The sequence below is a fragment of the Mesorhizobium sp. J428 genome (assembly GCF_024699925.1).
Taxonomy (GTDB): domain Bacteria; phylum Pseudomonadota; class Alphaproteobacteria; order Rhizobiales; family Rhizobiaceae; genus Mesorhizobium_A.
This window is the reverse complement of sequence record NZ_JAJOMX010000001.1, coordinates 2,883,567-2,908,310: the sequence shown is the minus strand read 5'-3', so window position 1 is coordinate 2,908,310 and position 24,744 is coordinate 2,883,567. Positions and strand designations below refer to the sequence as shown.

Sequence of the window (24,744 nt, the reverse complement as noted above, 5' to 3'; positions counted from 1 at the left end):
CCACGTGGTCGACTTCAAGGGTCGAGTTTGGAATTATTCTAAAATAGACCTGCACGAGGCGGGTTTCAAGCGACATTCGCTGTGTCAGGCGAGGCTGTCGATATCCTCGTCGGTCAGATTATAGGGCACGATCGTGACCGGGATGGGGAAGGCCGCGCCCTTGCCGGCGATCGAGGCGACGAGCGGGCCCGGGCCCTCCTTCGCGGCGCCCGCCGCGAGAACCAGGATGGCGATGTCCTGGTCCTCTTCGATCAGCTTGTGGATCTCGCCCGCCTTGGTGCCCTCGCGGATCGCCAGTTCCGGCTCGATGCCGTGGCGGCTTCTCACGGTGGCCGCCGCCGCGTCGAGGGCAGCCTGCGCCGTCGCGGTCGCCTCCTGCCGCATCACCGCCTCGACGCCAAGGAAATGCTGGAACTCGGCGGTCTCGATCACGAACAGCAGCACCAGCGCCCCGCCCGTCGTCTTGGCGCGCCGCGAGGCATAGGCCACCGCGCGCTCGCATTCGGGCGTTTCGTCGATCACCGCGAGGAATTTCCGGCGGTGGCCGGCTTCGCGGATCAGGCGTTTGGAGACCATTCAATGCGTCCGGTTGATCGGCGGCAATCTGCCACCGGGCGGGCCCGGCGGCAAGCAGGCCACAAGGGCAGGATCAGTCGCCCAGCAGGCCGACGATCCGGCGCACGTCCTTCATCGTCTTCTCGGCCAGCGCGCCCGCGCGCTCGCCGCCGTCGCGCAGCACCTGGTCGACATAAGCCCGGTCGGCCGAGATGCGCCGCATCTCGGCGGCGATCGGCGCGAGCTTGTCCACGGCGAGATCGGCCAGCGCCGGCTTGAACACCGAGAACTGCTGCCCGCCGAACTCGCCAAGCACCTGCTCGCGCGTCTTCCCGGCGAGCGCGGCGTAGATGCCGACCAGATTGTCCGCGTCCGGCCGTTCCTTCAGCCCCTCGACCTCGGAGGGCAGCGGCTGCGGGTCTGTCTTGGCCTTGCGGATCTTCTTGGCGATCGTCTCGGCGTCGTCCGTCAGGTTGATGCGCGACAGGTCGGATGGGTCCGACTTCGACATTTTCTTGGTGCCGTCGCGCAGGCTCATCACCCGCGTCGCCTCGCCCTCGATCACCGGTTCGGTGATCGGGAAGAAGCCGTGCACCGTCTCTTCGCCCGACTTCATCTCGACGCCCACGCCAAGGTCGCGGATGCGGTCGGAGAAGTCGTGGTTGAACTTCTGCGCGATCTCGCGCGTCAGCTCCAGGTGCTGCTTCTGGTCGTCGCCCACCGGCACATGCGTGGCGCGGTAGACCAGGATGTCGGCCGCCATCAGTGTCGGATAGGCGAACAGGCCGACCGAGGCGTTCTCGCGGTCCTTGCCGGCCTTGTCCTTGAACTGGGTCATCTTGTTCAGCCAGCCCATGCGGGCGACGCAGTTGAACACCCAGGCGAGCTCGGCATGCTGCATCACCCGGCTCTGGTTGAAGACGATGTGCTTGGTCGGGTCGATCCCGGCCGCCAGGAACGCCGCGGTCACCTCGCGCGTCGAGTTCTCCAGCTCCGCCGGCTCTTGCCACATCGTGATCGCGTGCATGTCGACGACGCAGTAGATGCAGTCGGACTGCTCCTGCAGCGCGACGAACTTGCGGATCGCGCCGAGATAGTTGCCGAGGTGGAGGTTTCCGGTCGGCTGGACGCCGGAGAAGACGAGTTTCTTGAACGACATGGCTGGTTCCGTGGCTGGTGGAGGGCCCAAGCCCCCGGGACGATTCCCGTCTGGGGCAGGCGAAACGAGGCGGCTTATGGCGGATGGCGGGGTCACAATCAAGAGGCCGGACGCCTCCTAGAGGTTCTCTCCGGTATCGTCCGGCGAGGCCTTCGTGCGCCTTCTGATATTGCGCTTCACCATGCCGATGTCGGCCCCGCCGGTGGCGAAGGCGAGCGCGAAGTAGATCAGCGCGCCGGCCGCCACCAGCGCGCCCAGCGCCAACACCTGGTTGAACAGCCCGGCCGAGCGGACGAGCCAGGGCGCAGCGAGGCCGGTGGCATACCACAGCGCGCCGGCCATCGCGGCCGCTGACAGCAGGATGCGCGGCAGCCGCGTCAAGAGCGGCCTGTCCATGCCCCACTGGCCGCGCCAGATCAGAACGGCCAGCAGCAGCCCGGCATTGATCCAGCCAGCGACCGCGGAGGCGACCGCGATGCCCGGCGCACCCATCGACGGAAACAGCGCCAGCGCGAGGGCGACGTTCACCGCCACCGAGATCGCGGCGAAGATCATCGGCGTGCGGGTGTCCTCGCGGGCGAAATAGCCCGGCGTGAAGGCCTTAATCAGCACGAAGGCGGGCAGGCCGAGGCCGAAGATCGACAGGATGAAGGCGACACGCGTCGTGTCGTCGGCCGTGAATGCCCCGCGCTCGTAGAGCACGCGCACGATCGGCTCGGCGATGACCAGCAGCGCCGCCGTCGCCGGCAGCGTCAGGAACAGGGTAAACTCGACCGAGCGGTTCTGCAGGTTTGCCGCCTCCGTCAGGTTGCCGGCCTTCAGCGCGCGCGACAGTTCCGGCAAAAGCACGATCGCCACCGCCACGCCCACCACGCCCAGCGGCAGCTGGTAGAAGCGGTCGGCGAGATTGAGCGAGGCCACCGCCCCTTCCTGCCCGGTCGCGATGGCGGTACCGATCAGCGTGTTGATCTGGGTGATGCCGCCGGTGATCGCCGCCGGCAGGGCCAGCCAGAGCAGGCGCTTCACGTTCGGCGTCAGGCGCGGACGGCGGAACCCCAGCCGCACCCCGGCATGGCGCACCGCGAACCACACGATGGCAAGCTGCACGACGCCCGCCGCCATCACGCCCCACGCCATCCAGTAGCCGACGTTGAGGCCGCTTGCGCCGCGCCACCAGGCATAGGCGAGGACGGCGACGAGGATGATGTTGAGGAAGACCGGCGCCACCGCCGCCGCGAAATAGCGCCGCAGCGAGTTCAGCATGCCGGCCATCATCGCGGCCAGCGACATGCAGACGAGGTAGGGGAACATGATCGCGGCGAGCGACTTGGTCAGCGCCAGCTTGCCCGGGTCGTCGGCGAAGCCGGGCGCGATGCCGTAGGTGACGATCAGCGGCATGGCCAGTTCCATGACGATGGTCAGCGCCAGAAGCGTGGTGAACAGGACGCCGAAGACTTCCTCGGAAAAGCGCCGCGCGCCGTCGATGCCGTTCGCCTCGATCTCCTTGGCGAACAGCGGCACGAAAGCGGCGTTGAACGCGCCCTCCGCGAACAGCCGCCGGAACGTGTTTGGAAACTGGAACGCCGCATAGAAGGCGTCCGCCACCGGCCCGGTGCCCAGCGCCGCCGCCATCATCATCTCGCGCGCAAAGCCCAGCACCCGGCTCATCAGCGTGCCGGACGCGACGGTCGCGAATTTCTTAAGGAGGCTCATGCGGCGCTCCGGCGCCGGCGCTGCGTTCTCGCCCGCCCCCCCTCTGGCCTGCCGGCCATCTCCCCCTCAAGGGGGAGATTGGCTGGCGCAACGGCTTTCGCCAATCGCCAGCTTCGCGGGAAGAGTGGGATCGCAGGAGCTGCCGATCTCCCCCTTGAGGGGGAGATGGCCGGCAGGCCAGAGGGGGGCGCCTTCGCCGACGTCGCGGGGATGCGCTTCTCCCGCAGTCTGGGGTCGGCCCCTCATTCCGCCGCCGCCTTGGCGCGCTGCGGCTTGCCTGCGCCGCCTTCCAGCGTTGCGATCAGCCGGTCGCGGATCGCGCCCTGCCGCGTCGGGTTCTCGATCTTCTGGCCGGTCAGGTCGGTGACGTAGAAGGTGTCGATCACCTTCTCGCCGAAGGTGGTGATGTGCGCCGAGGCGATGTCGAGCGACAGGTCCGAGATCGCGCCGGTGATCTCCGACAGCAGGCCGGGCCTGTCCAGCCCTTCCACCTCGAGCACCGAGAAGCGGTTCGACAGCGTGTTGCGGATCTCGGCAAAGGGCTCGATCGTGAAGGCCTTCGAGCCGCGCTTGAGCTTGGTGCGCTTCTCGATCATCTCCGGCAGCCAGGTGCGGCCCGACAGCACGTCCTCGATCAGCCTGCCGACGCGCTCGCCCCGGCGGCGCTCGTCCTCGTCCATGTCGAACTCGCGGCTGATCAGGATCGTGTCCAGCGCCCGCCCGTCCGTGGTGGTGAAGATCTGCGCGTCGACGATGTTGCCGCCGGCCGCGGCACAAGCGCCCGCGATCACCGACAGCAGCCGTGGATGGTCGGGCGCAAGCACGGTGATCTCCGTCACGCCCTCGAATTCCAGCGTCTTCACCATCGTGGCGAGGCTCTTCTTCGACTGGTCGGCCTGGCGGATGAACTCGGCATGGCGCAGCTGGTCGGCGAGGTCGACGGTCAGAAGATAGTTGTCGTAGTGCAGCTTCACGAGGCGCTTGGCGTCGCGTTCGCTCCAGCCGGACAGCGCTTCCAGCAGCCGCGCCCGCGCGGCGGCGGCGCGGGTCTCGCGCGCGACCTCCGAGAAACCGCCTGTCAGCAGCAGCTCCGTCTCGTAGTAGAGCGTGCGCAGGAGCTGGCCCTTCCAGCCGTTCCACACGCCCGGCCCCACGCCGCGGATGTCGCAGACGGTGAGGATCAGAAGCATCTTCAGCCGTTCGACCGACTGCACGACCGCGGCGAAGTCCTCGATCGTCTTGCGGTCGTTCAGGTCGCGCGTCTGCGCGGTCAGCGACATCACCAGGTGGTTCTCCACGAGCCAGGCGATCGTGTCCGTCTCGGCCGGATTGAAGCCCATATGCGGGCAGATCCGCCGGGCGATCTTGGCGCCGGCCTCGGAGTGGTCTTCCGGTCTGCCCTTGGCGATGTCGTGCAGCAGCACCGCCGTGTAGAGCATTTCGCGCTGCGCCTTCAGGCCCGGCATCAGCTTGTGCGACAGCGGGTGCAGCTTCTCGCCGTCGCCGTGCTCCAGCTCCGACAGCACGCCGATGCAGCGGATCAGATGCTCGTCCACCGTATAGTGATGATACATGTTGAACTGCATCATCGCGACGATCTTGCCGAAATCGGGGATCAGCCGGCCGAGCACGCCTGCCTCGTTCATCCGGCGCATGTTCAGTTCCGGATTCCTGTCCGAGGTCAGGATGTCCATGAACAGGCGGTTGCCCTCCGCGTCGCGCCGCAGGGTGCGGTCGATGAGGCCGAGCGAACGCGTGACCAGCTTCAACGCGTCGGGGTGGTATTCCAGCCCGTGCTTGTCGGCGAGCCAGAACAGCCGGACGAGATTCACCGGATCCTTGGTGAAGACATCGTCGGCCGCGATGGTGATGCGGTTGTTGTCGACCAGAAAGTCGCTGGTGCCGGGCAGCTTCTTCTTGCGGCGCGAGAAGCTGAGGAACAGCCGGTTGAAGCCCGGAACGTGCTTGGCCTGTTCTTCCTCGAGTGCGGCGCAGAAGATGCGGGTCAGGTCGCCGACGTCCTTCGCCACGAGGAAGTAGTCCTTCATGAAGCGCTCGACCGCCGACAGGCCGGGATGGGTGGTGTAGCCCAGCCGTTCGGCGATCTCGCGCTGGATGTCGAAATGCAGCCGCTCCTCCGCCTTCCCGGTGGCGAAGTGCATGTGGCAGCGCACCGCCCAGAGGAAGTCCTCGGCCTTGAGGAACTGCCTGTATTCTGCGGCGGTGAAGACGCCCTGCCCCACCAGTTCCTCGCCGGTGCGCACGCGATAGAAATATTTGCCGATCCAGAACAGCGTGTGCAGGTCGCGCAGGCCGCCCTTGCCGTCCTTGACGTTGGGCTCGACGACGTAGCGGCTCTCGCCCGCCTTGCGGTGGCGCTCGTCGCGCTCGGCGAGCTTGGCCTGGACGTATTCCGGCCCGGTGTCCTTCACCACCTCCTCGTCAAAGCGCGCGACGAGGTCGTCGAACAGCTTCTCGTCGCCCCACAGGAAGCGGGCCTCCAGGATCGAGGTGCGGATGGTGATGTCGCCGCGCGACAGTCGGATGCATTCGTCGATGTTGCGGGTGGCGTGGCCGACCTTCAGGCCGAGGTCCCACAGCACGTAGAGCATGTATTCGGCGACCTGCTCGCCCCACGGCGTCTGCTTGTAGGGCAGCACGAACAGCAGGTCGATGTCGGAGCCCGGCGCCAGCGTGCCGCGGCCATAGCCGCCGACAGCGATCACCGCCATGCGCTCGGCCGCCGAGCGGTTCTTGGAGCGGTAGACGTGGATGGTGGCGAAGTCGTAGAGCGCCCGGATCACCTCGTCCATCAGATGCGACAGGCGCTCGGCGCAGGCCAGGCCGCTGCCGTCCTGCAACAGCATCTCCTCCGCCGCCTTGCGGCCTTCGAGGATGGTGCGCTTGAACAGGTCCACGGCCTTCTGCCGCACCGCCGGGTTGGAGCCGTCGCCGCCCGTGCCGGCGGTCAGCGCCGTCAACTCGCGGCGCAGCGCCTCGCCATCGACAATACGTTCCAGCTTCAGGGGAATCTTCGCCATCGGCGGCGTCTATAGACTGATTTCGCGCCGCTGGGGAGTAGGGCCGCTCAGTGCGCCGTGCCGCGCAGGCTGCGCAGGTCCGGCAGGAAGATCGTCAGCAGGCCGAGCAGCGGCAGGTAGGAGCAGATGTCGTAGACGAAGCGGATTCCCCAGGCGTCCGCCACCACGCCGAGCACGGCTGCCGCGATGCCGGCCATGCCGAAGGCGAAGCCGAAGAACACGCCCGCGATTAGGCCGACGCGGCCCGGCACCAGTTCCTGCGCGAAGACCACGATCGCCGGGAAGGCCGACGCCATGATCAGTCCGATGATCGCTGACAGGACCTGCGTCCAGAACAGGTCGACATAGGGCATGGCGAGCGTGAACGGCAGCGCACCGAGGATCGAGAACCAGATCACCGTGCGGGCGCCGAACCGGTCGCCGATCGGCCCGCCGAGGATGGTGCCCAGCGCCACCGCGCCGAGGAAGATGAACAGCATCACCTGCGCGCCCTGCACGGTCACGCCGAACTTGTCGATCACGTAGAAGGTGTAATAGCTCGACAGGCTCACCAGGTAGATGTTCTTGGTGAAGGTCAGCAGCGCCAGCACCACCAGCGCGGTGACGACTGTCTTGCGCGGCAGGCGCGCAGGGTCGGCCACGGCCGGCCGCTTGGCTGCGTTCGCGCGATAGCGGTTAGCCAGGCGCCGACCTGGTAGAGGATCACCATCGACAGCAGTGCAGCGACCGTGAACCAGGCGACGCTGCCCTGCCCGCGCGGCACGACGATGAAGGCGGCCAGCAACGGGCCGATCGCGGTGCCGAAATTGCCGCCCACCTGGAACAGCGACTGCGCCAGCCCGTAGCGACCGCCTGAGGCGAGGCGGGCGATGCGCGAGGATTCGGGATGGAAGATCGCCGAGCCGATGCCGATGAAGGCGGCACCCAGCACCAGAAGCGGATAGGTCGAGGATGTCGCCAGCAGCAGCAGGCCCAGCAGCGTCGAGGCGCTGCCGAAGGGCAGCGAATAGGGCATCGGCCGCTTGTCCGTGTAGAGCCCGACCACCGGCTGCAGCAGCGAGGCCGTCACCTGGAAGGCGAAGGTCAGGAGACCCACCTGCCAGAACGCCAGGCCGTAATCCGCCTTCAGCATCGGATAGAGTGCCGCCAGCAGCGACTGCATCATGTCGTTGAGCAGATGGCAGCCGCTCACGGCGAACAGCACGCCGAAGACGGTCGTGCTGGCGTTGATGCGTGGCGCGGGTGCGGCAATGTCGGTCAAGGCGACTCTCCCGAAAGTGCCGGCTCTATACCGCCCGCATCGCGCGGCGGGCAACAGCCCAGCCAAGGCAAGCCCCTAGGGCCAGAATCGCACTGGCGATGAGGAAGGACGCGCCCGGAAACGGCAGCGTCGTGCCCTCGGCGACCGTCAGCGAATAGACCCAGCCGAAGAAGACCGGCGAGGCGACGCCCGCGATCGAGGCCACGCTCATATTGGCGCCCTGCAGCTGCCCCTGCTCGCTTTCCGAGACGAGCCGGGTCATCAGCGACTGCAGCGTCGGCATGGCGAGGCCCCACAGCGCGTTGGGCAGCAGCGCGAGCGCGAACCAGACGACGTCGGGCGCAAGTCCCATGGCGGCCAGCCCCGTCGCACCGCCGAGGAGGCCGACGATCATCGTCTTGCGATCGCCCAGCCGCTTGGTCACCGGGCCGACCAGCAGGCCCTGCGTGACCATGTCCAGCGCGCCGGCCCCTGCCAGCAGTATGCCCACCTGCGCCGATGTCAGCGCGAACTGATGGCCGGCATAGAGCACCCAGACCGCCGAGAAGACGTGATGCGAGAAGTGCAGCAGGAAATTCACCGTCGCGAGCCCGGATAGCTCGCGGTGCGACTTGAGCAACATCAGCGCCCCGAACGGGTTGGCGCGCCGCCAGGAGAACGCCATGCGCTTCTCCGGCGCCAGCGATTCCGGCATCACGAACAGGCCGTAGACGAAGACCAGCGCGCTCAGCGCCGCCGCAAACCAGAACGGCGCGCGCGGCGAAATCTCGCCCAGCACCCCGCCGATCAGCGGCCCGAGGACGAAGCCGCCGCCGAAGGCCGCGCCGATCAGCCCGTAGGCCTTCGCCCTGCCCTCGGGCGGGGTCACATCGGCCATGTAGGCATAGACCGTGGTGAAGGACGACGAGGTGATGCCGGCGACGATGCGCCCGACCGCCAGCCACCACAGATCCGGCGCCAGTGCCATCAGCACATAGTCGGCGGCGAGCCCTGCTGCCGAGAGCAGGATGACCGGCCGACGGCCGTAGCGGTCCGACAGCGAGCCGATCACCGGCGAGGCAACGAACTGCATCAGCGCCCACAGCGCCACGAACACGCCGTTGATCCAGCCGGCATCGGCCGTCGAGCCGGCGAATTCCTCGATCAGCGGCGGCAGGACGGGAATGACGATGCCCATCGCCACGATGTCGAGGATCGCGACGACGAGGATGAAGCCGATCGCGGATCGGGAGGCTGTGGCGGGCTGCTGCATGGTACTGGTCCGAACGGAGGCGCCTTTTAGCGGCAAGCACCACCCGGTGCCAGACGCTGCCGCCACCATCGCGCCACCTCCTGACAGGTCGATGTCAGGAGCGCCCGCACCCCGGGCAGGTCCTCACGCCACCGAACCGGCCGACGGGTCTGCCGTGTTCGTCCGCCCCAGCCGCCGCTCGCGGAAGAAGATGTAGAGCCCCGCCGCCACGATCACCGCGCCGCCCACCAGCACGTTCGCCTTCGGCACCTCGCCGAAGAACAGCCAGCCGAACAGCATCGCCCACACCAGCAGCGTACTGATAGGGCGTTACGGTCGACGCGTGGGCCAGCGCCAGCGAGCGGTTGGTGAAGTAGTGCGCGCCGAGCGCCACGACGCCGAGCAAGGCAAGCAGCGCGAGATCGTCGAGCGCCGGCGTCACCCAGGCAAAGGGGATCGTCAGCGCGCCGGCGATGCCCGACGTCACCAGCGGCCAGAACACCATCGCCGCATCCGGCGTGCCGCGCAGCGCCCGCCCGGTGATCATCAGGAGCGTGAACAGCAGGCTGCCGGCAATCGACACCAGCGCCGGCAGCGTCAGCGTCTCCGCCGACGGGTTCAGCGCGATCAGCACGCCGACGAAGCCGACGATGATCGCCGTCCACCGCCGCCAGCCGACATGCTCGCCGAGCAGAAACGGCGAAAGTGCTGCGACATAGATCGGCGCCGCCATCCAGTAGGTGATCGTGTCGGCCAGCGGCAGGTAAGATACGGCGAGGTAGAACGCGCCGATCTCCAGTGTCGCGATCAGCGCACGCGCGGCGAGCAGCCAGCCGCGGCTCGCCGGGAAGAGCGAATGCCAGCCGACCCGCATCAGGATCGGCACCATCACCAGCAGCGCCGAAACGGTGCGGATGAACAGGAGCTGCCCGACGCCGTAGCTGCCGAGCAGCCATTTGCCCAGCGTGTCGTTCAGCGCGAACATCAGGATGGCGAGCAGCATGAAGGCGATGCCCAGCCGGGTCGCCCTGTCCGAATCGTGCCGTGCGGCGCCCGCTGTCGATGCGTTGCTCATGGGCCGGCGCGATAGCAGATGCCGCCGCCCCGGCCAAACCGCCATGGCGCCGCCCCGGCTTGGGCCAGTCCGGCCGGCCTAGACGACGCGCTTCAGCGGCCCGGACCGTTGCCGGCAGCCGGTCACCTGCCGCCGGAACTCGGCCAGCGGCATAGGCGGGGCGACGCCGTAGCCCTGCGCGTAGTCGACCCCAATCTCCCTCAGCGCGGCGAGGATGGCCTCGTTCTCGACGAACTCCGCGATCGTCTTCTTGCCGGTGATGTGGCCGATCCGGTGGATCGTCTCGACCATGGCGCGGTCGATATTGTCCTCGACGATATCCTTCACGAAGCTGCCGTCGATCTTGAGATAGTCGACCGGCAGCTTCTTCAGATAGCCGAAGGAGGACATGCCGGTGCCGAAATCATCCAGTGAGAAGCGGCAGCCGAACTCCTTCATCCCCTCGATGAAGGATCGCGCGGTGGCCAGGTTCGAGATCGCGCTCGTCTCGGTGATCTCGAAGCAGACAAGGTCGTGCGGCACGCCGTGGCGACGGAACTCGCCGCGCACGAAGGCACTGAACTCGGTGTCGCCGATGGTCTGGCCGGAGAGGTTGATCGCCCAGGTCGAGATTTCCGGCGCGTCCGGATCGGCCAGATGCGCGCCGATCGCCTGGAAGGCGTGCGACACCACCCAGCGGTCGATGAGCGGCATCAGGCCGAAGCGCTCCGCCGCCGGCATGAACGCCGCCGGCGTCACATAGCCACCGTTGGCGTCGGCAAGGCGCAGCAGCAGCTCGATGTGCCGTCCGCCGGTCTCCGGTTCCGACAGGGGGACGATCTCCTGCGCCAGGAACAGGAACCCGTCCTCCTCCGTCGCGCGGCGGATGCGCTGCACCCAGGCCATCTCGCCGATCCGCGCCTCCAGCTCCGTGTCGCCCGAAATATGCGTTTGGACGCGGTTGCGGCCCTTTTCCTTGGCGAGATAGCAGGCGACGTCGGCCGCCTGCAGCGCCTCCTCCAGCGAGGTCGAGGGATGGGACAGCTCGATCAGGCCGATGCTGGCGCTGATCGCAAAGGCGCGCCCCTTCCAGCTAAAATCCAGGTCCTGGACCGCGACGCGCAGCCGCTCCGCCACGACCGCGGCATCCTCCATCGAACGGCCGGGCAGGACGACGCCGAATTCGTCGCCGCCAATGCGGGCGAGCATGTCCGACGGCGCGAGGCTCTGCCCCAGTGCGCCCGTGACCTGCTTCAGCAGTTCGTCGCCGGCCGCGTGCCCGCAGGTGTCGTTGACGATCTTGAACTGGTCGAGGTCGATGAACATCATCGCGTGCGAGGCCGGCGTCTCGGCCAGTCCGGCGATCAGTTCCTCCAGCCGCGTCTCGAAGGCGCGCCGGTTGGCGAGGCCCGTCAGCGCGTCATGCGTCGCCTGGTGCGACAGTCGGCTGATATATTCGTTCTCGCGCGTCATGTCGTGCAGCACGATCACCGCGCCCGACACCTTGCCGTCCATTCTCAGCGGCGCGGCCACCATCGACACCGGCACGCGGCGCCCGTCGCGGCGGATCAGCATTCTCGGTGTCAGTGTCGAGGTCACCGAACCACCTTCGAAGAGCGTTTCGAGCGTTGCGCTCACCGTGTGCCGCGTATTGTCGTCGTCGAACGAGAACAGGTCGGTGATCCGCGCCTGCCTGGCCTCCTCCGGTTTCACATCCAAGAGCTTCTCGGCCACGCGGTTGAGAAACAAAAGCCGGCCCTCATGGTCGGTCGTCAGCACCGCTTGTCCGATCGAGGCGAGTGTGACGTTCGCGCGCGCCCGCTCGGCGATCAGTGCCACCTCGAACCCCGCGCGCTGGATCAGCAGGCCGCGCGTGCGGATGCCGGCGAGCAGAATCAACAGCAGCGCGGACACGACGTTGACGCCGAAGAGGAAGTAGGTGATCGCGCGCGAGCCTCGTCCAAGCGCCTCCGCATACTGCAGCGTAAGCGGGTTGATCTCCTGGTCGAGCGCATCGATGCGTGAGATCCAGGCGTCCATCTGAGCCCGGCTGATCTCCGTCATCCCGTCGCGCTCGCGCTTGATGCCGTGCCCGATCTCGAACAGTTCGACGATCTTGGGATCCGCCAGCGACCATTTCTCGATCGCGTCCGCGAGATAAGGCATCGCGCCGAAATAGCGGAAGAGCCAGATCATGCCGGGAATGTCGCTCGGATGATTGCGGCCGGTCAGCAGCCCTTGGCGTGCGCGATCGAGATCTGGCGGCGAGGACTGGAGAGCGAGCCGCGCCTTCCGGTCCCCGAGTGGGATGCCGGCGGCGCTCTCGAAGCGGCGGAAGTCGTCCACGTCACCGCTCGTGACGTAGTGTTCGAGCGAATGGATGGCCTGCTTGTAGCCCTTCGACCACATGCTCTCGCCGGCGACATAGCCGCGAACGGCGGACAGGGTGTAGATGCTCAGCGACGCGATAAGCGTCTGGGCAAGCACGACGATCGCAAAAGGCCAGATGACGGCAAGCAGCCGTCCCGGCGTGTAGCGCGCCCTGTCCGTATCGCGCTTGACGTCCACTAGCGACCCTCATGAGCGCTGCGGCGGGGATATTCCCGCGCAGCGGTGCAGCCGACTCCCCGATACGGTACCTCACAGGCGCCGCTCCGTCCCACGCGGGATGATGATGTCCGGAGTTTAAGGAATTGCTAGAGCAAAGGGGGTGAAATGTAACGACCCACCTGTATTTCGCAGGCCTTGTAGCCGTCCTGTCGAAATCGTCCGGAGGACGCGGAAGAATCGCCCTGTCCTTGTCCAGAATACCGTCTCTACTGCGGCGTCAGGCCCTTCAGCCGGTAGAGCGCCTCGAGCGCCTCGCGCGGCGTCATTTCGTCGGGATGAAGTGCGGTCACCGCCTCGACCAACGGCCGCGCCGCGTCGTCCTGTCGCGCCGGCTTCGGCGCCGGCTCGCGCCGCACCGCCGCGCTGAACAGCGGTAGGTCGTCGGCCAGCCGCGAGGCCTTGCCCGAGGTCTCGCCCGCCTCCAGTTCCGTCAGCACCGCCTTGGCGCGCTCGACCACTGCGTCGGGCAGGCCCGCGAGCCGCGCCACCTGCAGGCCATAGGATCGGTCGGCCGCGCCCTTGCCGACCTCGTGCAGGAAGACGACGTCGCCCTCCCATTCCTTCACCCGCATGGTCACGTTGTGCAGCCGCGGCAGCTTGCCGGCGAGCACGGTCAGCTCGTGGAAATGCGTGGCGAAGACCGCGCGGCAGCGGTTCTTCTCGTGCAGATATTCCACCGCCGCCCAGGCGATCGACAGGCCGTCATAGGTCGCCGTCCCGCGGCCGATCTCGTCGAGGATCACCAGCGCGCGCTCGCCCGCCTGGTTCAGGATCGCCGATGTCTCGACCATCTCGACCATGAAGGTCGAGCGCCCGCGCGCCAGGTCGTCGGACGCCCCGACACGCGAAAACAGCCGGTCCACCACGCCGATATGCGCGGCTCTCGCCGGCACGAAGGAACCCGCCTGCGCCAGTATGGCGATCAGGGCGTTCTGGCGCAGGAACGTCGATTTGCCGCCCATGTTCGGGCCGGTCAAAAGCCAGATCGCGCCATGGCGGTCGTTGCCCTGCGGCGAGAGGTCGGCGTCGTTGGCGACGAAGGGGTCGGCGGCCTGACGCCTGAGCGCCTGCTCGACCACCGGATGGCGCCCGCCCTCGATGCGGAAGGCGAGCGATGCGTCGACCAGCGGCCGCGCATAGTCCTCGCGCTCGGCGAGGTAGGCAAAGGAGGACGATACGTCGAGCACGGCCAGCGCCCCGGCCCCTGCTCTGATCGCATCCGCCTCCGCGACGATCTCGCTGAGCAGCCGGTCGAACACGGCAAGCTCGACGGTCAGCGCCCGGTCGGCGGCATTGGCGATCTTGGTCTCCAGCCCCGCAAGCTCGGTGGTGGTGAACCGCATCGCGCTCGCCATGGTCTGGCGGTGGATGAAGCGCGCCTTGGCGGCGTCGGTGCCGGTCATGGTCTCGTGATGGTTCGCCGTCACCTCGATGTAGTAGCCGAGCACGTTGTTGTGCCGGATCTTCAGCGAGCGGATGCCCGTCTCCTCGATCAGGTCGCGCTCCATGCCGGCGATCACCCGCCGCGACTGGTCGCGCAGCGCCCGCATCTCGTCCAGCTCGTCGTCATAGCCGGCCCGCACGAAGCCGCCGTCGCGCTTCAAAAGCGGCAGCTCGTCGGAAAGTGCCCGGTCGAGATGCTCGCCCAGGGCCGCCGGCAGCGCCTTCATCGCCTCGACCGCCGTCGCGATCTCGCTCGGCTGCGGCCGGTCCGCAAACAGGCCGGCGATTTCGCGCGCCGCCTTCAGCCCGGCCGCCAGCGCTCCCATGTCGCGCGGCCCGCCGCGGTTCAGCGCCAGCCGCGACAGCGCCCGCGGCATGTCGGGCGCACCCTTCAGCGCCACGCGCACGGCCTCGCAGACCCGCGGCTCGGCGCGGAAGAAGGACACCGAATCCAGCCGCTGGTTGATCGCATCGGGATCGGTCAGCGGCGACATGATCCGCTCGGCGAGCAGCCGCGCTCCGCCGCCCGTCACCGTGCGGTCCACCGCCTTCACCAGGCTGCCGTCGCGGCTGCCGGACAGGGTGCGCAGCAGTTCCAGGTTCGACCGCGTGGCCGCGTCGATGAACAGCGCGGCACCCGCCTCCTCGCGCTCCGGGCGCGCCAGCGGCGCGCGCTCGGCTTTCTGCGTCTTCTCGACATAGGCGATGGCGCCCGCGATGGCCGACAGTTCGGGCCGGGAGAACTTCCCGAACCCGTCCAGCGTCGCCACGCCGAAATAGCGCGAAATGCGCGTCTCGGCGGTCGCCGAATCGAACAGGATCGGCGGCTGCGGGTTCGCCCTGCGGCCGATCACGTCCAGCACGGGCCGCAGCTGCGGATCGTGGAACACCGGATCGGCCAGTATCAGCTCGCGCGGATCGACCCGGAGGATGTCGGCGAGCAGCCGGTCCGGCATCGTCTCCGCGACACGGAACGCGCCGGTCGAGATGTCGATCCAGGCGAGCGCCAGCCGCGCCTCCTCGCCCCTCACGCGACCCAGCGCCATGAGATAGCTCGCCTCGTTGGCGTCGAGCAGCTTCTCCTCTGTGATCGTGCCGGGCGTCACCAGCCGCACCACGTCACGCCGCACCACCGACTTCGAACCGCGCTTCTTCGCCTCGGCCGGGTCCTCCACCTGCTCGCACACCGCGACGCGGTAGCCGAGGCCGATCAGTTTCTGCAGGTAATCGTCGGCCGCATGCACCGGCACGCCGCACATCGGGATGTCCTCGCCCGCATGCTTGCCGCGCTTGGTCAGCGTGATGCCCAGCGCCCGGCTGGCGATCTCCGCATCGGCGAAGAACATCTCGTAGAAGTCGCCCATGCGGTAGAACAGGATCGAGTCCGGGTTCGCCGCCTTGATCTCGATGAACTGCTCCATCATCGGCGTCGCGCCCGCAGCAGAGGGGATCGGCGCGGCCGGGGCGGTCGCGTCCTCGCCGGCAAGCGGCGTGATGTCTGACGGCTGCGCGAAGGACTGGTTCATCGTCTCGGCGAAATTCTCTCGGTTCCCCTGCTTGTCGCTTTACGAGGGCGAAGTGTAGCCTTAATCCCGAACGCTCCACAAAAGAAACGCGACTGGGCAGGAACACGCATGGCACCGAGGGACAGGAACGAGGGCGGACCGCAGGTGTCCGCGCAGGAAGCGCTCGACTTCCACTCAATGGGCCGGCCCGGCAAGCTGGAGATTTCCCCCACCAAGCCGATGGCGACGCAGCGCGACCTGTCGCTTGCCTACTCGCCCGGCGTCGCGGTTCCCGTGAAGGCGATCGCCGAGGATCCGTCGCGCGCCTATGATTACACCACGCGCGGCAACATGGTCGCCGTCATCTCCAACGGCACCGCGATCCTCGGCCTCGGCAATCTCGGCGCGCTCGCCTCGAAGCCGGTCATGGAAGGCAAGGCGGTGCTGTTCAAGCGCTTCGCCGACGTCGATTCCATCGACCTCGAGGTCGAGACCGAGGACGCCGACGAGTTCATCAACTGCGTCAAGCTGCTCGGCCCCTCTTTCGGCGGCATCAACCTCGAGGACATCAAGGCGCCGGAGTGCTTCATCATCGAGCAGCGCCTGCGCGAATTGATGAACATCCCGGTCTTCCACGACGACCAGCACGGCACCGCCATCATCGCCACCGCCGGCCTCATCAACGCGCTGGAGATCACCGGCCGCGACATGAAGACGGCCAAGCTCGTCTGCAACGGCGCCGGCTCCGCCGGCATCGCCTGCATCGAGCTCATCAAGTCGATGGGCTTTTCGCCCGAAAACGTCATTCTCTGCGATACCAAGGGCGTGGTCTATCAGGGCCGCACCGAGGGCATGAACCAGTGGAAATCGGCCCATGCCGTCAAGACTGACGCGCGCACGCTCGCCGACGCCATGGACGGCGCCGACATCGTCTTCGGCCTCTCGGCCAAGGGCGCGCTGACGCCGGCGATGATCAAGTCGATGGCCAAGAACCCGATCATCTTCGCCATGGCCAATCCCGATCCGGAGATCACGCCGGAGGAAGTCGCCGAGATCCGCACCGACGCCATCATGGCCACCGGCCGCTCGGACTATCCGAACCAGGTCAACAACGTGCTCGGCTTCCCCTACATCTTCCGCGGTGCGCTCGACGTCCGCGCCACCACCATCAACGAGCCGATGAAGATCGCCGCGGCGCGCGCACTCGCCGCGCTCGCCCGCGAGGACGTACCCGACGATGTCGCCGCCGCCTACCAGGGCAACCGGCCCAAGTTCGGCCCGAACTACATCATCCCGGTCCCGTTCGACCCGCGCCTGATCTCGGCCATTCCCGTCGCCGTCGCCAAGGCGGCGATCGATTCGGGCGTCGCCGGCCGGCCGATCCTCGACTTCGACCGCTACGCGCAGGAGCTGTCGGCCCGCCGCGACCCGATCGCCTCGACCCTGCAGCGCATCTACGACCGCGTGCGCCGCCAGCCCAAGCGCACCGTCTTCGCCGAGGGCGAGGAGGAGCAGGTGATGCGCGCCGCCGTCTCCTATGTGAACCAGAAGCTCGGCACCGCCATCCTCGTCGGCCGCGAGGAGGTCGTGCGCGAGAACGCGCGCAATGCCGGCGTCGACTTGAACAAGCAGGGCATCGAGGTCATCAACGCGCGCCTGTCGCGCCGCAACGCCATCTATGCCGACCATCTCTACGAGAAGTTGCAGCGGAAAGGCTTCCTGCTGCGCGACTGCCAGCGGCTGATCAACAACGACCGCAACCACTTCGCCGCCTGCATGGTGGCGCTGGGCGACGCCGACGCGATGGTCACCGGCGTCACCCGCAACTACTCGACGGCACTTGAGGACGTGCGCCGCGTCATCGACGCCAAGCCCGGCCACCGCGTCGTCGGCGTCTCGCTCGCGCTCTGCCGCGGCCGCACGGTCATCGTCGCCGACACCGCCGTGCACGACATGCCGAACGCCGAGGAGCTCGCCGACATCGCCGAGGAGACCGCCGGCTTCGCCCGCCGCATGGGCTACGAGCCGCGCGTGGCGATGCTCGCCTACTCTACCTTCGGCCACCCAGCCGGCGAGCGCTCCGAGCGGGTTCAGGAGGCGGTGAAGATCCTCGACAAGCGCCGCGTCGATTTCGAATATGACGGCGAGATGGCAGCCGACGTCGCGCTGGACTACCGCCTCCAGCAGCAGCGCTACCCGTTCTGCCGCCTCTCCGGCCCGGCCAACGTGCTCGTCATGCCCGCCTTCCACTCCGCCTCGATCTCGACCAAGATGCTGCAGGAACTCGGCGGCTGCACGGTCATCGGCCCGATGCTGGTGGGGCTGAACAAGCCGGTGCAGATCGTGGGCCTGTCGGCGAAGGACTCTGACATCGTCAACATGGCCGCGATCGCGGCGTATAACGCAGGCGCGTGAGAACCCGGCGGCCCGCAAGGCCGCCGGCGGAGGGCTTTGATACGGGTCGGGCTGAGGAAGCCGGGCGGGGTCGATGACGGAACTGGTCGTTGAAAGGAAAGCCGCGCTCCTCGGCGAGATCTTCCGGGAGTTCCTCATCGTCGGCGCGGCGAGCTTCGGCGGCGGCGTCGTCGCCTATCAGAAGATCCTGCTCACCGAGAAGAAGCGCTGGTTCAGCCTCGACGAGTTCAAGGCCATGCTCGCCATCAGCCAGACGATGCCCGGGCTCAACGCCGTCAACATCGCGGTCCTGGCGGGCGACAGGCTGCGCGGCACGGTGGGCGCCTTCGTCGCCGCGGCCGCCCTGCTGCTGCCGGGCTGCCTCTTCGTCGTCGCCGTCGGCATGCTCTATCTCAGCAATCCCGACAGCGCCGTCGCCGGCTACTTCCTCGTCGGCGTCGCAGCGGCGGCCGTCGGCCTCCTCTCCTCGGTCACCGTCCGGCTGGCCGAGGGCCGCATCTTCGAGCTGAAATATCTCGCCATTGCGCTCCTCACCTTCGTGCTGATGAGCATTGCCGGCCTCTCCCTGCCGCAGGTGCTGATGATCGTGGCGCCGGTCGCGATCGTCCTCAACCGCCCGGCGAAAGCGAAGCGGCCGGATGCTGGTTAAGCTCGCCCTCACCTTTGTCCTGTTGTCCGTCTTCGCGGTGGGCGGCGGGACGGCCGTGCTGCACGAGATGCAGGAGGTGCTTTCGGCGCAGTTCGGCATCGGCCCGGAGGTGTTCATCAAGACCTACGGCATCGGCCAGCTTGCGCCGGGCCCCAACATGACGATGGTCGTGCTGCTCGGCGCCCAGATCGGCGGCGCGCTCGCGGCGCTCGTGGCCGGTCTGGCCTTCTTCGTCCCGTCCAGCGTGCTGTGCCTCTGGGTCGGCCGGGTCTGGAACAGGATCGGCGAGACGCCCTGGCGGCGCGCGGTGCAGAACGGCCTCGAACCGATCTCGATCGGCCTGATGTGCTCCGGCATCTACGCCGTGGCCAAGACCGCGCTGACCGGGCCGATCACCGTCGCGCTCGCGGTCCTGTCCTATCTCCTGATCGTCCGCACGCGGACCAGCCCGATCGCCGTCATCCTCGGCCTCGGCGCGGCCGGCGGCGCGCTGTCCTATCTCCTCCCCGCATGGCGGTGACCCTCGTGCGTCCCCTCTCGTCCACCTCCCCGGACGGCTTTTCGATCGCCGAAGCCTTCACGCTTTTGAGCCTCGCCGCGCCGAAGGCCGCAGGCTCCCTTGCCGCCTGGTCGGATGCGGACTTCGCCCTGGCCGGGGCCCATCTGATGGACCTGTCGTTCCAGGACAGGATCGACAGCGACGTCGACACCGTCTTCGCCGTCCGGCCAACCGATCCGGACGCCGCCGGCCCGCCGCTTGCGCTGAACATCCTCGACCGCCTCGGCGGCAGGGTCCCGATGGCCGTGATGCTCAACGAGGTGGTCGGCCGCGTCGGCGAATTGCGCTCCGAGACGCTCGCCTCCCTCGCCGCCAAGGGCGCCGTGCACGTCCGCGCGCAGAAGATCCTGTGGGGCTTCGTCCAGTCGAAGATCGTCGGCCATGCCGCCGCCGAGGTCGCCCGCATCCGCGATCCGCTGATGGCGCTGATCGAGACCGACGACCTGCCCGACCCGGAACAGGCCGCGCTGATTTCGCTGCTCCATGCCTGCGGCATGATCGGCGCCGTGTTCGAACGCGCCTATCCGGACAGGTGGCTCCCGCGCCACGACGGCCGCGTGGATGCGCTGCGCCGGATGGACCTGGTCGGCCGCGGCGTCGCCGACGCCCTCGTCGTCATGCGCCAGCGGCTCGGCACCTATCTGCTCGCATCCGGCGACGCCCCGAAGCCGGCGAAGCCTGCGAAGAAGAAATCCGCCGCCGCGCACCCCGCCTATATGCGTTCCAAGACGACATGGGAGTGGCGCGCCTTCTGGCCGGCCGACGATGCCGTAGACATCCCGCTGAGCTTCGGCCGCCTCAAGGACAAGGTGGACCGTGCCGAGGAGAAGAACCGCGACGTCTACCTGTTCGTGCACGGCAAGCGGGACAACATCAAGTTCAGGGGCGAGGGCCTGAAGGTCAAGCCGATCATCGAGGCCTTCGACGAGTTCAGCGCCTTTGCCCCCAGCGAGAAGATCACCTTCCCCACCAAGGCCTCCGTCCTCGCCGCGATCTTCCCGCGCTTCAACGAGATCCAGGCCAGGCTCGCGAGCCGCGACGAGCTGCTCGCCGCCCTGTCCGCCACCGGCTACCGGCCGAGCGTGATCGAGGTCGTCAAGACGCGGCGCGACTATCAGGGCGTCTTCGGCGTGCATGTGGAGCTGGCCACCCTCTGGGTGGACCAGCGCAAATTCCACTCGATCAGCCTCGAAAGCCGCTACCTCACCGCCCTCCGCGTGCTTGCCCGCGGCATCCCCATCGGCAACGGCATCGTCGGGGGGTATGGGGAGTTTTTGGAAAGGGTGGCGCTGAACAGGATCGGGTGAGGGGACGGGGCGGCTCATCCGGGGCTCCGCAAGTGCATTGTCCTGCAAGGAGAACATCGCCCGAGATTCCTCAGGAACTCAGTGACTCCAACATCCTCAACCCGCTGCTGGTGGGGCTCAACAAGCCGGTGCAGATCGTGGGCTGAGCGCTAAGGACGGTGATATCGTCAATACGGCGGCGATTGCCGCGTATAATGCGGGACAGTAAAGTAAGGTTACACCTCCCGTTTGCGTACAATTACTGTTGAGCCGCTTTTAAGCTGAAGCCCTATTAAGGGTAATCCGTATATGGCATCCTTAGATGCTAGCGAGTCGCATCGGTAGGACTGCGGTCCAGAGCATGAAAAGACGTTATGATAAAGAAAACGCCTCAACAAAATAAGACTGCCAAGACGGGTGAATCGTCAGGTTTCTCTGACACGGAAATTCTTGGGCTTCTCTCGTCGCTTCGGCATAGGGCTGAAAAATCTAGCGACCTATCTGCCTTTTTTCCGAGCTTTGTCCCTGTTATTGACCTTGATCTACTCTCCAGTCGAAATACACAAGTAATATATGGACGCAATGGAACCGGTAAGACGCATATACTAAAATGCTTTGAGGAGATTTGTCTTCACAACTTCGCGAAATATAGGGTTCTTCCTGTATATTTTGACATGCGGATGCTTGATATAAGCCGAATTTCACCGGATCTAACTGAAGAAGACATCGTCGAGAGCTTTTTTTCGGGCTTTCTAAATGGCTGCATTGAGCAAATCGCGACTTTCGTTAAGCAGGTTGAAAATATTGATGAGCGCCACGCCGATACGTGGTCTCATCTAAAAAGCCAAGCCGTTCAAAGCAAATTCAAAGCTGCTATCAAACGCCTCCGGAAATCGCTGGATGGCCAGCGGATGCGCGAACGCATCAATGGTTATACAAAGTCCATCCGAACAAAAAATGAAACCGCAAAACAAGGTGACGCTGGAATCGCACTTTCTGCAGTTGGCGCCGATGCGAAACTTAGTGGGTCTGCGTCAGCCTCGACTTCCCGAGAGGAATTTGTCGAACTGGTGATTAAAGCAAGCCATTTCATTGACTTCGCTGAAATCAGAGAAGGACTTGATGAGTTAGTCGAGGCCCTGCAAGTAGAACAAATAGTTATTTTGATTGACGAGTGGTCTCAGATTGACACCTCAGTACAGCCCATATTTTCTGAATTGCTAAGACGGACAATTGGCACTTCTAATCGGATATCATGTAAAATTGCCGCACTTAAATTCCTTACTCAATTTACGGCAACAGTCAAAAGTCGGAGGATAGGTCTTCAGCCCGGGATAGATATTACGGAGTTAGCTGACCTAAATCATATATTTACTTTTGACTTAGACAGACGGGCAGTTCGACACTTTCTTTTATATATTCTAATAAAGCACCTTCTTGAAGAGTATGCCCTTAGCAAGTACGACTATGACTTTTACTATGACAAGAAAATTGTGATCGGCAACGTTACAAGGATATTTGAGAGATTATTTACTCACATTTTCGAATCTGCTGATGCTTTTGACTATTTTGTTCGAGCATCCGAGGGCAATCCTAGAGATTTCCTAGCGATGGTTGCTGAATGTTGCGCGACTCACGGGGCAGCCCACCTTCCTATAACTTTGAGAGCTGTCCAAGCATCTGTGATAAGTTATTTCACGACCACTAAGATCGCGAATTTTCCTGACGCATCTATCAGTTCTCTAAAGTTATTTGACAGCATTTTTATGAAATGCCTTAGCAATAAGTCAAAGATTTTCTCTGTTTCAAAGGATATTGACGCTGCAAGCGATGCCCTTAAAGACCTTTGGGCGCAACGCATAATACATTTAATTGATAACAACTATGAGTACTTCGACGTTGACGGACTGAAGGTTCGCTCTTTCGCTATATATGCTGTGGACTACGGCAAGATATTGGGGTTGCGCTCCGACAAGAAAGGTGGCGAAGCCCTCGATGGGATCGTCAACAATGCGAGGCATTTTGTAAGTGGGCTGTATGATGGCCTTAGCCACAAGGCTATTCTAGAACACATCGAGACTACTGACTCTCGCCTATCTGCAGTGAGTGAGATTTTGGGTGCAGCACCAGAAACAAAATCTGTTACTGATCAGGTAGATGTCTTGTCGCCTGAAGTCTTGTATCAGAAGATTGTCGAGATAAATGTGGACAGTATAGTTTCCGCACATGCGAATGAGCAGCGTCAGTTACGCGATGATTTCACTCAAGGGTGATTGACTATCGTTTATTATTTTCACCAGCTTTAGGGCGCAACTCTCTTTACGGGGAAGGTGTGGTCTTTGGACTTGCCAGCGGTCAAGTCCGAGACAACGCGACGGATGAGGGATGCTGGACTGAGTGAGGCGGTGGCGGTTTCGCGGGGCCGGCGAGGCTAGGCGGTAGCTAATCTTGAAAGTCGTGATCCTGCCAACACCCCTCATCCGTCGGCTTCGCCGACACCTTCTCCCACAAGGGGAGAAGGGGGCGTCGCGTGTCATCGCCACGGCTGCAATGTCTGATCCCGAACATAGGCGATGATCGTGTCGCAGACGGGGCTCATCTCTTGTAGCACCTCGTCGTTCCAGAACCGCAGGACGCGGAGGCCGAGACCGTTGAAGAATGCCGTCCGGCTCCGGTCGCTGATCGAGCCTCCATGCTGCGATCCGTCAACCTCGATGACCAGCTTCGCCTGCGCGCAGAAGAAATCGGCGATGTAGGGATCGAACGACACCTGCCGTCGGAACTTGATCCCGTCGAGTCGCCGGTCGCGCAGTTCCTCCCACAGGCGGGCCTCGGCCTCCGTCGGCTCGTGCCGCAAGGCGCGGGCGAAGGCCTTCTTGCGAGGTGGCGTGGGCCGATGCGGCATAGACGCGACCTTACCCCTTCTCCCCCTGTGGGAGAAGGTGTCGCCCTCGGACTTGGCGACGGCCAAGTCCGAGAAAAGGCGACGGTTGAGGGGGTGAGCGCCCGGTTCGCCGAAGGCGAATTGGAGGGTCCAGTGGACCCTTCCAAAGGATGCGAACGCCCGGAGCCATAGCGGAGGGCTGACGGAGTGAGGCGGTGGCGGTGGCGTGGACAGATTTCGCGCCTTCGCCGGCTCTTCTGCGCCGTCCCGCTCCTCGCAACACCCCTCATCCGTCGGCTTCGCCGACACCTTCTCCCACAAGGGGAGAAGGGGACGTCGCGCTTTTTGATCCACCCCCCTCGCCACCTCCCGCACACTCCTCCCCGCCTCAACGAAAGGAGGGCGCGGTGATCGAGTGGGAGGGAGTGGTCGAGACGAACTGGGAGAGGCTGAGGCGGGTGCTGGAGGTGCTGATGACCATGGCCGGGCTGGACCCCTGCCGCCCGTCCGGCGCGGGCGACGGCCCGGCGGCGCCTCAGGCGGCCGGCGGCCAGGGCGCGGCGCAGGGCGCCGGGGCGGCGGATGAAGGCAGGCCCACGCTCCCCCGCCGCGCCTATCGCGCGGTGCTCAGGCTCCTGCTGCCGGCCGAATCCGCCGTGCGGCGGCTGATCTTCGTGGCGGCGCGGGACGTGGTGGTGGAGGTCGGGCCGGGGCGGCCGCGGCTGGCGTTGCGGCGCAACCGCCTCTTCGTGCGCGCGGGCGCCGGCACCGGCATCGTGCTGCCGCGCGGCATGAGCATCGCCGCCTTTCGCGGCGAGGCGCCCCGGCCGCGCGCCTACGTCTTTCCGCTCCTCGATCCCTTGACGCGGCCTGGCCCGCCGCGGCCGCGGCCCGCGCGCGACGTGCCGCGCATCCTCTCTCTCGGCCCCGGCGCGCCGCCGCCCGCGCCTGTGCGCCCGCCCTGCCGACCGGGAGACCCGATCGATGCCGGCCGGCTGTTCCGGCGCATCGCGGCTTTGCGCGCGGCCCTCGACGACGTGCCGGGCCAGGCGCTGCGCTTCGCGCGCTGGCGGGCCCGCGCCGCGGCCGATGCGCAGGCCACCGCCGAGGCGCGCGCACGGCAGGCCGCCGGTGCTGCGGCCGGGCCGGCCTTGCGCTACGTGCGCCAATGGCCGTTCCGCCCCGGGCGTCCGCCCGGGCAGATCAAGCCCGGCCCGCGCCGCCTCGACATCCACTCGATGCTCGGCGACATGAGCTACTTCGCCCGCGAGGCGCTGGAGCCGGACACATCCTGACCCGCCGGGCGCATTTTGGCCCGAGCCTTTGCGTGCGCATCGTTATAGCTGTCTGGCCATAACGATGCGCCGTCTTGCGCGAAA

General features: G+C 65.9%; 15 protein-coding genes and 2 pseudogenes. 7 read left to right on the top strand and 10 right to left on the bottom strand.

Annotation, left to right across the window (positions count from 1 at the left end; all coding sequences use genetic code 11):
- Positions 1-84: 84 nt before the first annotated feature.
- The 9 genes and pseudogenes from LRS09_RS14695 to mutS all read right to left on the bottom strand — a co-directional run bounded on the left by LRS09_RS14695 (position 85) and on the right by mutS (position 15,593).
- Positions 85-576: a universal stress protein gene (locus LRS09_RS14695; protein WP_257807529.1), complete on the bottom strand. Its 492-nt coding sequence runs from the start codon at positions 574-576 to the stop codon at positions 85-87.
- Between the two features lie 73 nt (positions 577-649).
- Positions 650-1,714, bottom strand: a complete 1,065-nt coding sequence (gene trpS / locus LRS09_RS14690; protein WP_257807528.1) for a tryptophan--tRNA ligase — start codon at positions 1,712-1,714, stop codon at positions 650-652.
- 117 nt (positions 1,715-1,831) lie between these two features.
- Complete coding sequence (murJ, locus tag LRS09_RS14685; RefSeq protein WP_257807526.1) at positions 1,832-3,427, bottom strand: murein biosynthesis integral membrane protein MurJ; 1,596 nt, start codon at positions 3,425-3,427, stop codon at positions 1,832-1,834.
- 242 nt (positions 3,428-3,669) lie between these two features.
- The gene (locus LRS09_RS14680; RefSeq protein WP_257807525.1) at positions 3,670-6,468 is read right to left on the bottom strand and encodes a [protein-PII] uridylyltransferase; all 2,799 of its coding nucleotides are present in this window, start codon (positions 6,466-6,468) and stop codon (positions 3,670-3,672) included.
- 47 nt (positions 6,469-6,515) lie between these two features.
- A pseudogene (locus LRS09_RS14675) lies at positions 6,516-7,729 on the bottom strand (MFS transporter).
- A 25-nt stretch (positions 7,730-7,754) separates the two neighbouring features.
- The gene (locus LRS09_RS14670) at positions 7,755-8,981 is read right to left on the bottom strand and encodes a TCR/Tet family MFS transporter (protein ID WP_257807524.1); all 1,227 of its coding nucleotides are present in this window, start codon (positions 8,979-8,981) and stop codon (positions 7,755-7,757) included.
- Positions 8,982-9,075: 94 nt separating this feature from the next.
- Positions 9,076-10,035 carry a DMT family transporter gene (locus LRS09_RS14665; RefSeq protein ID WP_308240301.1) on the bottom strand — a complete coding sequence of 320 codons (960 nt, stop codon included), beginning with the start codon at positions 10,033-10,035 and terminating at the stop codon, positions 9,076-9,078.
- Positions 10,036-10,113: 78 nt separating this feature from the next.
- Positions 10,114-12,582 (bottom strand): EAL domain-containing protein, encoded by a 2,469-nt coding sequence (locus LRS09_RS14660; protein WP_257807523.1) that lies wholly within the window; start codon positions 12,580-12,582, stop codon positions 10,114-10,116.
- Positions 12,583-12,830: 248 nt separating this feature from the next.
- A complete protein-coding gene (mutS, locus tag LRS09_RS14655; RefSeq protein WP_257807522.1) occupies positions 12,831-15,593 on the bottom strand; it encodes a DNA mismatch repair protein MutS in 2,763 nt (920 codons plus the stop codon).
- 108 nt (positions 15,594-15,701) lie between these two features.
- Here mutS and LRS09_RS14650 point away from each other — a divergent pair, with 108 nt between their 5' ends.
- From LRS09_RS14650 to LRS09_RS14630, 6 genes and pseudogenes are all read left to right on the top strand, one after another.
- Entirely contained in the window at positions 15,702-17,987 is a 2,286-nt protein-coding gene (locus tag LRS09_RS14650; protein ID WP_257807521.1) for an NADP-dependent malic enzyme, read from the top strand.
- A 73-nt stretch (positions 17,988-18,060) separates the two neighbouring features.
- Positions 18,061-18,636, top strand: a complete 576-nt coding sequence (locus LRS09_RS14645; protein WP_257807520.1) for a chromate transporter — start codon at positions 18,061-18,063, stop codon at positions 18,634-18,636.
- Positions 18,626-19,156: a chromate transporter gene (locus LRS09_RS14640; RefSeq protein WP_257807518.1), complete on the top strand. Its 531-nt coding sequence runs from the start codon at positions 18,626-18,628 to the stop codon at positions 19,154-19,156. Before LRS09_RS14645 ends, LRS09_RS14640 begins: the two co-directional genes overlap by 11 nt.
- Before the next feature lie 5 nt (positions 19,157-19,161).
- A complete protein-coding gene (locus LRS09_RS14635) occupies positions 19,162-20,502 on the top strand; it encodes a GPP34 family phosphoprotein (protein ID WP_257807517.1) in 1,341 nt (446 codons plus the stop codon).
- Between the two features lie 98 nt (positions 20,503-20,600).
- Positions 20,601-20,710 (top strand): annotated as a pseudogene (locus tag LRS09_RS30300) (phosphate acyltransferase); the annotation flags it as partial.
- Between the two features lie 145 nt (positions 20,711-20,855).
- Complete coding sequence (locus LRS09_RS14630; protein WP_257807516.1) at positions 20,856-22,754, top strand: hypothetical protein; 1,899 nt, start codon at positions 20,856-20,858, stop codon at positions 22,752-22,754.
- A 260-nt stretch (positions 22,755-23,014) separates the two neighbouring features.
- Here LRS09_RS14630 and LRS09_RS14625 read toward each other — a convergent pair whose 3' ends face one another.
- A complete protein-coding gene (locus LRS09_RS14625; protein WP_257807515.1) occupies positions 23,015-23,386 on the bottom strand; it encodes an endonuclease domain-containing protein in 372 nt (123 codons plus the stop codon).
- A gap of 386 nt (positions 23,387-23,772) precedes the next feature.
- On the opposite strand from LRS09_RS14625, the gene LRS09_RS14620 reads away from it, so the two are divergent.
- Positions 23,773-24,660 carry a hypothetical protein gene (locus tag LRS09_RS14620; RefSeq protein WP_257807514.1) on the top strand — a complete coding sequence of 296 codons (888 nt, stop codon included), beginning with the start codon at positions 23,773-23,775 and terminating at the stop codon, positions 24,658-24,660.
- Positions 24,661-24,744 lie beyond the last annotated feature (84 nt).

Excerpts from the sequence above, each read along its gene's own strand:
- LRS09_RS14645 (WP_257807520.1), top strand. The coding sequence starts at position 18,061 with ATGACGGAACTGGTCGTTGAAAGGAAAGCCGCGCTCCTCGGCGAGATC.
- LRS09_RS14665 (WP_308240301.1), bottom strand. The coding sequence starts at position 10,035 with ATGAGCAACGCATCGACAGCGGGCGCCGCACGGCACGATTCGGACAGG.
- LRS09_RS14695 (WP_257807529.1), bottom strand. The coding sequence starts at position 576 with ATGGTCTCCAAACGCCTGATCCGCGAAGCCGGCCACCGCCGGAAATTC.
- LRS09_RS14640 (WP_257807518.1), top strand. The coding sequence starts at position 18,626 with ATGCTGGTTAAGCTCGCCCTCACCTTTGTCCTGTTGTCCGTCTTCGCG.
- LRS09_RS14680 (WP_257807525.1), bottom strand. The coding sequence starts at position 6,468 with ATGGCGAAGATTCCCCTGAAGCTGGAACGTATTGTCGATGGCGAGGCG.
- LRS09_RS14625 (WP_257807515.1), bottom strand. The coding sequence starts at position 23,386 with ATGCCGCATCGGCCCACGCCACCTCGCAAGAAGGCCTTCGCCCGCGCC.
- trpS (WP_257807528.1), bottom strand. The coding sequence starts at position 1,714 with ATGTCGTTCAAGAAACTCGTCTTCTCCGGCGTCCAGCCGACCGGAAAC.
- LRS09_RS14630 (WP_257807516.1), top strand. The coding sequence starts at position 20,856 with ATGATAAAGAAAACGCCTCAACAAAATAAGACTGCCAAGACGGGTGAA.
- mutS (WP_257807522.1), bottom strand. The coding sequence starts at position 15,593 with ATGAACCAGTCCTTCGCGCAGCCGTCAGACATCACGCCGCTTGCCGGC.
- murJ (WP_257807526.1), bottom strand. The coding sequence starts at position 3,427 with ATGAGCCTCCTTAAGAAATTCGCGACCGTCGCGTCCGGCACGCTGATG.
- LRS09_RS14650 (WP_257807521.1), top strand. The coding sequence starts at position 15,702 with ATGGCACCGAGGGACAGGAACGAGGGCGGACCGCAGGTGTCCGCGCAG.
- LRS09_RS14670 (WP_257807524.1), bottom strand. The coding sequence starts at position 8,981 with ATGCAGCAGCCCGCCACAGCCTCCCGATCCGCGATCGGCTTCATCCTC.